This is a genomic window from Pseudoalteromonas sp. OFAV1 (assembly GCF_021532595.1).
Taxonomy (GTDB): Bacteria; Pseudomonadota; Gammaproteobacteria; order Enterobacterales; family Alteromonadaceae; genus Pseudoalteromonas; species Pseudoalteromonas lipolytica_C.
The window spans coordinates 1-8,357 of record NZ_JAKGBG010000081.1; the positions used below are offsets into that span (position 1 = coordinate 1).

At 36.0% G+C, this 8,357-nt stretch carries 11 protein-coding genes and 1 pseudogene; 7 read left to right on the forward strand and 5 right to left on the reverse strand.

Features of this window, described 5'->3' with window-relative positions; genetic code table 11:
• On the forward strand, window positions 1–488 hold a 488-nt coding region (locus L1267_RS23150), incomplete at its 5' end, for a transposase (protein ID WP_235384354.1).
• A gap of 155 nt (window positions 489–643) precedes the next feature.
• Here L1267_RS23150 and L1267_RS23155 read toward each other — a convergent pair.
• Together L1267_RS23155 and L1267_RS23160 are read right to left on the reverse strand one after the other, a co-directional pair.
• Window positions 644–1,060, reverse strand: coding sequence for a hypothetical protein (locus tag L1267_RS23155; RefSeq protein ID WP_235384355.1), 417 nt, complete (start codon window positions 1,058–1,060; stop codon window positions 644–646).
• Window positions 1,061–1,243: 183 nt separating this feature from the next.
• Window positions 1,244–1,774, reverse strand: a complete 531-nt coding sequence (locus tag L1267_RS23160) for a hypothetical protein (protein WP_235384356.1) — start codon at window positions 1,772–1,774, stop codon at window positions 1,244–1,246.
• A 296-nt stretch (window positions 1,775–2,070) separates the two neighbouring features.
• On the opposite strand from L1267_RS23160, the gene L1267_RS23165 reads away from it, so the two are divergent.
• Together L1267_RS23165 and recA are read left to right on the forward strand one after the other, a co-directional pair.
• Window positions 2,071–2,598, forward strand: coding sequence for a hypothetical protein (locus tag L1267_RS23165; protein ID WP_235384357.1), 528 nt, complete (start codon window positions 2,071–2,073; stop codon window positions 2,596–2,598).
• Window positions 2,599–2,708: 110 nt separating this feature from the next.
• Window positions 2,709–3,713: pseudogene (gene recA, locus L1267_RS23170) on the forward strand (recombinase RecA); the annotation flags it as partial.
• Between the two features lie 221 nt (window positions 3,714–3,934).
• Here the strand turns inward: recA and L1267_RS23175 are convergent.
• A complete protein-coding gene (locus L1267_RS23175; protein ID WP_235384361.1) occupies window positions 3,935–4,414 on the reverse strand; it encodes a hypothetical protein in 480 nt (159 codons plus the stop codon).
• Between the two features lie 108 nt (window positions 4,415–4,522).
• Between L1267_RS23175 and L1267_RS23180 the strand changes: the two genes are divergently transcribed.
• The 3 genes from L1267_RS23180 (at window position 4,523) to L1267_RS23190 (ending at window position 7,368) form a co-directional block, all read left to right on the forward strand.
• Window positions 4,523–5,092 carry a hypothetical protein gene (locus L1267_RS23180; protein WP_235384362.1) on the forward strand — a complete coding sequence of 190 codons (570 nt, stop codon included), beginning with the start codon at window positions 4,523–4,525 and terminating at the stop codon, window positions 5,090–5,092.
• Between the two features lie 66 nt (window positions 5,093–5,158).
• Entirely contained in the window at window positions 5,159–6,259 is a 1,101-nt protein-coding gene (locus L1267_RS23185; protein WP_235384363.1) for a hypothetical protein, read from the forward strand.
• A gap of 8 nt (window positions 6,260–6,267) precedes the next feature.
• Entirely contained in the window at window positions 6,268–7,368 is a 1,101-nt protein-coding gene (locus L1267_RS23190; RefSeq protein WP_235384364.1) for a hypothetical protein, read from the forward strand.
• A gap of 95 nt (window positions 7,369–7,463) precedes the next feature.
• On the opposite strand, the gene L1267_RS23195 is transcribed toward L1267_RS23190, so the two are convergent.
• Both L1267_RS23195 and L1267_RS23200 read right to left on the reverse strand, forming a co-directional pair.
• Window positions 7,464–7,769 (reverse strand): hypothetical protein, encoded by a 306-nt coding sequence (locus L1267_RS23195; RefSeq protein WP_235384366.1) that lies wholly within the window; start codon window positions 7,767–7,769, stop codon window positions 7,464–7,466.
• Window positions 7,770–7,780: 11 nt separating this feature from the next.
• Window positions 7,781–8,053: a hypothetical protein gene (locus L1267_RS23200; RefSeq protein WP_235384367.1), complete on the reverse strand. Its 273-nt coding sequence runs from the start codon at window positions 8,051–8,053 to the stop codon at window positions 7,781–7,783.
• Window positions 8,054–8,244: 191 nt separating this feature from the next.
• Here L1267_RS23200 and L1267_RS23205 point away from each other — a divergent pair.
• On the forward strand, window positions 8,245–8,357 hold a 113-nt coding region (locus L1267_RS23205), incomplete at its 3' end, for a helix-turn-helix domain-containing protein (RefSeq protein ID WP_235384368.1).

Below are 8,357 nucleotides of genomic sequence, written 5' to 3' on the forward strand. Positions count from 1 at the left end.
TACGAGCCTCAAGCATGACGCGCAAGCCAAAGGCGAAGCAAGATGAACAAGGTCGGTATGTGTCAAACAAAGCCAAGCAAAAGGCTGGGCTAAACAAGTCTATTTTAAACGTTGGCTGGCACATCATTGAGACTTACACCAAATACAAGGCTTACCAAGCAGGAAAAGCCGTCTTCAAAATAAACCCAGCCCATACCAGTCAGGAGTGCGCTAAATGCGGTCACACTCACCCCGACAACCGTAAATCACAAGAGTTATTTGTGTGCGGTAACTGTGGTAATACTGACAATGCAGACAACAATGCATCATTGGTTATAAAGAAACGGGCAATCAATCTCATTTTAGACTCTGGAACGGAGTTGTCTGACGATGGAGTTCTCAGAACTAAGTCAGATAGTGGACGTGGAGGCAATCGTAAGACTAGCCGAGCTAAAAGCTCGACTAGCAGTGTCCAACGAAGCGTCAAAAAAGAAAGGTTAGTAGCTTAGGCTATTATCTTGGAAGCTCGCGAGCTTTAGCTGCGAGTAGTTCACTAGAATTCTTTATGGATGGGTGTAGAGCGTAATTACTGAGGAATGAGAGGTAGGTAACACTATTTGTGAATTGATTTAGGCGGCAATATGCCAAATTGCCGCCTAAAATTTTAAAAGATGACAATTAAGAAGCTAAAGAGTGCTGTAATGCATAAAATTAAAAATGAGATAATTGACATCATGTATAGCAATAAGGTTGTTGGAGAACATAAAGTTAATACAGATAGTAGTCTATCCTTAACGTCAGGCAGGGAATCTAATAACTCAGGGTCATTTACTACTTTTTCTGCTATTTGGCTTAATCCTGATAGCATTTTCTGAAACTTATTTGACTTACTCTCTTCATTTGTCGATACTTTAGAGAAAATCTCAATAATTTTATCTTTATCCTCCTGTAATTCGGCAACATTTTTAAGGTTTAAGAGAAGGATTGTGCCGGGAATTAAAAACAAAATTAAAAAGGCAAGTACAATAACTGAAGTTGTTACGTTTATTACGTAACTAGTAGCATATGCAATTGAAAACAAACACAGGATAGAGAAAAATAGGCGATTGCGAACAGCTATCGCTTTATTTCACAAAAGTTAAAAGCCATATCCAGTGATGATGAAATTGATAAATTATTCATAATATTACCTTAAGTTAGTTTTTAAATACTCACTACAACTTTTTTAATGGTTAATAGTGATTAGCCGTGTAAAGATGTCATATTACTTGGCCATTACCAACAGACTGCTTACAAAAAATACAATTGTTAAAGCGGCTGTCATTTTTTTTGATATTGCATAGTTCATAAGACCAACATCAGAAACAACAATGTTAGAAGCCAATAGGCCTTTAATTACCTTTTTGGATACAATTGGATTTCTTCCCTTACCCTTACAAAACTCTGATAGTATCAATAGCTCTGCATATAAAGAATGGATTGGCGTTTTTTTAATTCGGAAATTGTACTGTGCTGAAACGGCAGAAGAGTATAATTCCACCAGCGCAGTTTTTTCATTTTTCAGAAAGGATAGTTTGTCGAATTCAATCTTGAGGAGTAATGATGGTATCTGCGACATTAACAAGCAGCTTAATATGAAGATTATTATTACTTTGTCCATATAATAAGACCAAGAAATGCCAATCAACATTATGATTATTAGGTTTGCGCCAATGTTCAGAGTTAAGGTTTGCGACTTTCGTTCACTGAAGGAAATTGCATTACTGATGTTTAGAAAAGGCTGTTGGTTATTCATATCCAGTCACTAAAAATTTCTTTAAATTGGTTTTAGGTGTAATCCGAATGAGATTCTCTAGTAGTTATAAAAATCAATGACATAAGAAGCCATTTATAATACATCTGAAAGTCATACATAACCTTACGCTTGATTTTGAGAATCTTATGAACAAAAACAGTACTCGTCAATTATTTATGGATTTATTTTTAACAAATCTGAGGATAGTGTATAGTGATGCACTGTGATACTTAGAGCAAATTTGCTTTATAGTGAAAGATTTATATGTATTATTAATTGGTATAGAGAAGGTTTATATGAAAATCGATTACAAAGGGCTATCACTTGAGCAAAATCAAGCTATCATTAATTACGCTAAGTGTGTAAAAGAAAATGTTAGCCTCTATCATGCGTTAAATGAAGAGATTACGCGAGCTGAGGGGGGAATGACAGAGGAGGGTTTGTTGATTGCTAATAAAATCAAAGCAAATTCATTAAACCAAAAAGAAGCTGTTAAACTAGCAAAAGAGTTAGGGTTGCCTGTATGGGACGCTGGCTTCATTTTTGAGATGATCCCTACGATGACTTTTGAAGAACATACTTTAGCTTTACATGAAGCGCTAGACGACGATATACAGGTGTTATTACTTCCTGTAGCACCGGGTGAATTTAAGGTTGCTGCACTGACGCAAGAGTGTCAGTGCGATAAGCTTCAAAGTGCATTATCAGGATTAGGGTATCTAGAGTTTGATTTAGATGTAATAAAAAGTGATTTTCAAATGACCTTCATAAAAGGTCTCTCGACTGAGGAAGATGTTGACGATGCGTTATCGACACTAAAATAACGTCTTAAAAAACATTTCTTCAAAAAAAGATATATAGCGCTTGCCATATATCTTTTTTTGGTTTAATATCGTTTTATAGATTTGAAAAACCATAACATAAGGTATCTACTATGAGTAACAAACAAAAAGCATTAGAAATGGCCCTAGGTCAAATTGAAAAACAATTCGGTAAAGGTTCTGTAATGAAGCTTGGAGATAATAAAGCTTTAGATATTGAATCAATCTCAACTGGTTCTCTAGGTATTGATATTGCACTCGGCATTGGTGGCTTACCAACTGGTCGTATTGTTGAAGTGTTTGGCCCTGAATCATCAGGTAAAACAACACTTACTTTGCAGGTTATTGCAGAGGCTCAAAAACAAGGGAAAACTTGTGCATTCGTAGATGCCGAACACGCACTTGATCCTATTTATGCGCAAAAACTAGGCGTAAATATTGATGAATTACTTGTTTCTCAACCAGACACCGGTGAACAAGCATTAGAGATTTGCGACATGTTAGTACGCTCAGGTGCAGTTGATGTTGTAATTGTTGACTCAGTTGCTGCCTTAACACCTAAGGCTGAAATTGAAGGTGAGATGGGAGACGCGCACGTTGGTCTCGCTGCCCGTTTAATGTCACAAGCGTTACGTAAGTTAACAGGTAACATTAAGCGTTCAAACACGTTATGTATTTTTATCAATCAGATCCGTATGAAAATTGGTGTCATGTTTGGTAATCCAGAAACAACAACTGGCGGTAATGCACTTAAATTTTATTCGTCAGTACGTATCGATATTCGTCGCACCGGCTCCGTAAAAGAGGGTGATAACGTAATTGGTAATGAAACCCGCGTAAAAATCGTTAAAAATAAGGTTGCACCACCGTTCAAGCAGGCCGAATTCATCATTATGTTTGGTGAAGGTATTTCTAAAGAAGGTGAGCTTATCGACTTAGGTGTTAAGAATAATATTTTGGAAAAGTCAGGCGCTTGGTATAGCTATAATGGCAGTAAAATCGGCCAAGGCAAATCAAACTCGATTACCTTCTTGAAAGAAAATCCAGATGTTTCAAAAGAAATTGAAGGTAAAATTCGTAACTTACTACTAAGTAAAGTAGAGCCTGTTCAAGAAGAAATTCATGAGCAAGAACCGGAAGAGTTCTACCAAGATCAACAGTTTGCGCAGACATCAAATCTAGCAAGCACAGTAAGTCCGAATGTAGAGCAACAACGTACTCGACCAAGCGCTTTAGCAAAATTGCAGCAAAATAATTAGCTAGCGTAACAAATAAAAACGGAACCTAACATTATTAGGTTCCGTTTTTGTAAATTAAACAGGATAGTGCTAAGTATCGCTTAATTACTAAGCGCAGATGCTAACTTTTTCGCGATACTGTAATCGTAAAACTCACTACTCCCAGTCACTTCTTGGGTACAAAATGAGGGTAGTTTAACCACTTTTGATTGCTCATCTCTTATTTGAACTTTAGCAATTACTAGCTCTGAGTTAAAATAAATGTCAATTTCCCATTCGTGTTCGTCATACAAAACTGTAAACCTAACTTTTTCAATTTTTAGCTTGCACAACTCATACATAGTTCTGGCTTCACTTAAAGGAATTTCATAACTATATTTTTCGCGTGATAGAGTGATGTTGTTTTGTTTCACGGTCAAAACACCTGCCTTTTTATCTTCACTGATACTCACACTTGTTTCATAAGCATTGCCATGGCCCAAATAAGCTTTATTTATTTTAATTATTGACTCTGGAAAGTTACCTAACAGAAAGTGTTCAAAGGCAAGTTTATCTACGGTAAATTTCTGTTCGCTGTACATATTTTATCTCTTATTATTATAATTGGTACAACACTATAGTAGCTAGAAATCTGCATCAAATAGATGTTATAATAACTGTTAAGAACATCACAACTTAAGATTTCTATAATGATTAATGACAAAACATATATTTATACAGATGGGGATGGCGTCTGTCTTGATTGGTTATCTGGCTTTATTAATTTCTGCAAAAATGAAGGTCATATTGCATTGCATAAAGAGCCTGAGCGATTTGATATGTGCGACATTTTTCCAAGTTTAATAAATCCTTCAGAGTTGATTGATTCATTTCAAAAATCAATTTTCTATGATCAAATTGAGGCCTATAGTGATGCCATTGAAGCCTTTGAGATAGCCAAAATGAAAGGCGCGAATATAACGATGATCACATCATGCGGTGAGAGCCGTCATGTCATTAATTCGCGAAAAAGGACTGTCCAAAGGGAATTAGCTGGTTTGATTGATGATATTATCTTTTTACCATTAGGCGCCTCAAAGTTGTCTACTTTGAAAAAATTACCATCTGGTATTTTCATAGAAGATCAGCCTAAGCTTGCATTAGAAGGGGTTGCTGCCGGTCATTTATCTATACTAAAAAGCCAAAGTTACAATTTAAATTTTAGTCATGATGCAGTAACAAGGGTAAATGATTTAACGTTTATCTCTCATAACTTGTAAGCATTAAATTTTCATCATTGTGGTACAATGTATACATAATGAATAATTGATAATGAGATGTTTATAATGGCTTTTGTTAAACCCGAAAAGATAAAGAAAATTGCAGCATTCATAGTAGACTTGCATTCAAATAAAGATAGAATCATCCCACAAACCCCAGAAGGCTTACAGTTTAAAAACTCTTTAGATGATTTGGTTGATGCCTTACATAATGGTACTCCAAATCAAGATCAATCTATGAATGCTAGAGCAGTGTACAATACACTCTGCGCATTCAATTTGTCATCAGCTAAGCAAAAACAAGAAATGAGTCCAGAACAGCTGTCTGAGTACAACGATAACGTGTTTTTTCATTCAATGAAATTTATAACAGAGTTCAAGCCGGATTCATTTGTTGGTGATTATCAAGATGCGTCTTTTCTTGCTGGTATGGTTGAAGAATACACCAAGCACATAGATGGTTTGACGTTTGAAAATATTAGCCCCAAATTAAAAGGTACAGTGGCACATATACATGCATCAGTTATGGAGTTTGCTGATTCAAGTAAGTCGCTAGCCATCATGTTACACAAAGAATTTGCCAATTTACCTAATGAGCTAGAAATTAGCGATGTAGCAACATCATTAGATAAATTAATGATGCGTAGTAATGAAACTGATTTATTTGGTAAACAAAAAAATGTTGTAACCAATGTAATGAGTGCGCTGGACTCGGGTGGTTCTTATGAAAATGGATTCTTAAGAAATTACAAAGGCCAAGATGTTTTTATTAACATCGTAAATGACGTCTTAAATAAAGCAAGCAAGGTTCAGATCCCGGTTGAAGATAAGCCTTTGCATAATGCAAAGAAATCAGTCTTACAGTTCGCTGGACAGCCTAATTACTATACTCCTGATAGTGTGCCTACAACAAATGATGTTTTGATGTTATCAAAGGCAATGATGAAAACTAATTCGGTGATTTCAAAGTCAGTATTTGAGGATTACAACGAGGGTAAGATTGAAGATCCAAAAGTCATCTTGGATGTAATGAATAATATTTCATCTATGAAAAAAGAGTTAGATCATGCTTTCTTATCAACAAGCCCTAATTACCGCCTTGGTATTAAATGGGAACCTCAACCTGCGGTCGATTTAGATAAATCTCAAGACTTAAAAATAGGATAAAGTTATTTATGAGCACTAGAATCAATAATTTAAATAAAGTCGTCAATGTTGTTAAACAGTTAGATGACTTGATCTTACAAAATGATAAGCTATGTCAGACCGAATCAGGTAAAAACCTATTTAAAGCAGCTGAACAACTTTTCCTGTCTGTATGCAAAGAGGTAGGGGCCGACCATACAAAGAGCACAAGCCGTAAATCAACCTTAATGGCCAGTATGATTGAGGACAACCTTACCTCAGTTCGTGAAAGAATTAATGCAGGGATATCTTCAAAAGAAATGTATGAAGGTCAGTTTCCAACAAACGCAATGATGTTGTCGGCAACAAAGCAAATTAAACAGAAAAGCGATAGTCCCTTAATTTTAGATCAGAGTGGAATAGAATTTCTCTCTGGTTCCCTTAACGATGTTAACCATAATCTAGATGAAAGAGAGAGTGCATTAGTTGATAAAACACTTACGCATCGTTTAGAGTCGGCTTTGAATCGGTATGCAATATCACTAGATCCAATGTATGAAAGGGCTTATAAGAACACTACACCGGAAGAATTTGCATCATCTACATTTAGAATGGCAAATTCTGTTACAGGTGATCAATTCTTTGGTGTTGAAAGAGCGCTCACTATGCTGACATTCAATAAGTTTGACCGTCAGGGTTCATATGAATCAGGTAATGACAGAACTTACTATGGTAGTGATGTATTTAGTAACCTTGTAAATGATTTAGCTAATTCCTCGGGTAAAATGGGAGCTGTCATTAAAACGCCGGTAGATGAAATTCAAACAGATGTTGTACAGCCTAGTTTGGCAAAAGTAGCTAATGTAGATTTCAATAATGTTCATTCAGCTACTGCTTCAAAGCAGAACTTTTTGCAGTTCACAGCAACAGTACACAAGGCATTAGATGTTCTTGAAAGTGGACAGGTTAAGATTGTAGATTTAAATGGAAAAGAAGCAGATAAGGAGTTTATTGATGAAATAAAGCGCGACCTACATTCATCATCTACTGTTCTTGATCAAATGAATGTAAGTAAAAGAAAAGCATATAATGTTGGTTTTGATTGGCACCCTAAAGAAGAATTAGGCCGTGATATGGAATTAAGCCATTAACTTTAAATCTACAAGCCTTTACTTTATGTAGAGTACTTATGTGATAATGCCTGTATAATTCATTTATACAGGTATTATGATGAAAAATGCTTTTATTAATGAGCTATCCTATATTTTCTACCCGCCACTAAAAGGTATTGAAGTCCATTAGGATCTGTTTTTGGCCAATGCCTCAAGGTAACTGTTTCACCCAAAGTAACTCCATTTAGAGCTCCCTCTATGAGGTAATTTACTTCGTTAATTTTCACCTCAGTCTTGATACTAGAGAATAAACCTCCACCATTGACAGCTCTAATACCGTCAACTTTACCAATTTCTTTTTCCGTGTATTTTTCTGGGCCAAATTCATCGACCACTTGCATCAACAACGGTTCTATATGCTTCTGAAAGAATGCTCTCATTGACTTACCCCTTAATCTAATGTCACTAACTTGTATTCAGTTTTGCCTGCTCTGGTAGTGTATTCGTCCTCACTACCTTGCAATTCCAGATCGAAATTGCTTGGATAAATGGCAGCTACTACATAATGCTCGCCGACTACAAACTTATCATCGTTTATGCAATTACCTTCCTTACGGCCAAGCCACTCGACCTTATCACCAACAGCAACCTTGTCATGTAACGCTGTGACATTGCCATTAATGTCATAGACTACTGAACCGTATTTTCGTGTGTCTATCTCCATAATTTAACCCTTATTCCAGTATGATCTTTAATTATTTTTTATTATTCATCAGGTTCTAATTGCTTAATATTTTGAACACATGTTCGCCGCATTCTCGCTTGCTTTAGCTGCGAGTCAAGGCGAACGGTCTTGACTTTTGGTTAGAATGAATTACAGTCTACTGTATATTTATACAGTAATCAGAGATTGAGTTGTTAACAGGCATTAAGCTTCGTGCAAATCCAACATCACACCAAAAGCAGGTATTAAGTCAGTGGATGGGCTGTGCGCGTAGTATTTGGAATGCCAAAGTCGATGAAGAAAG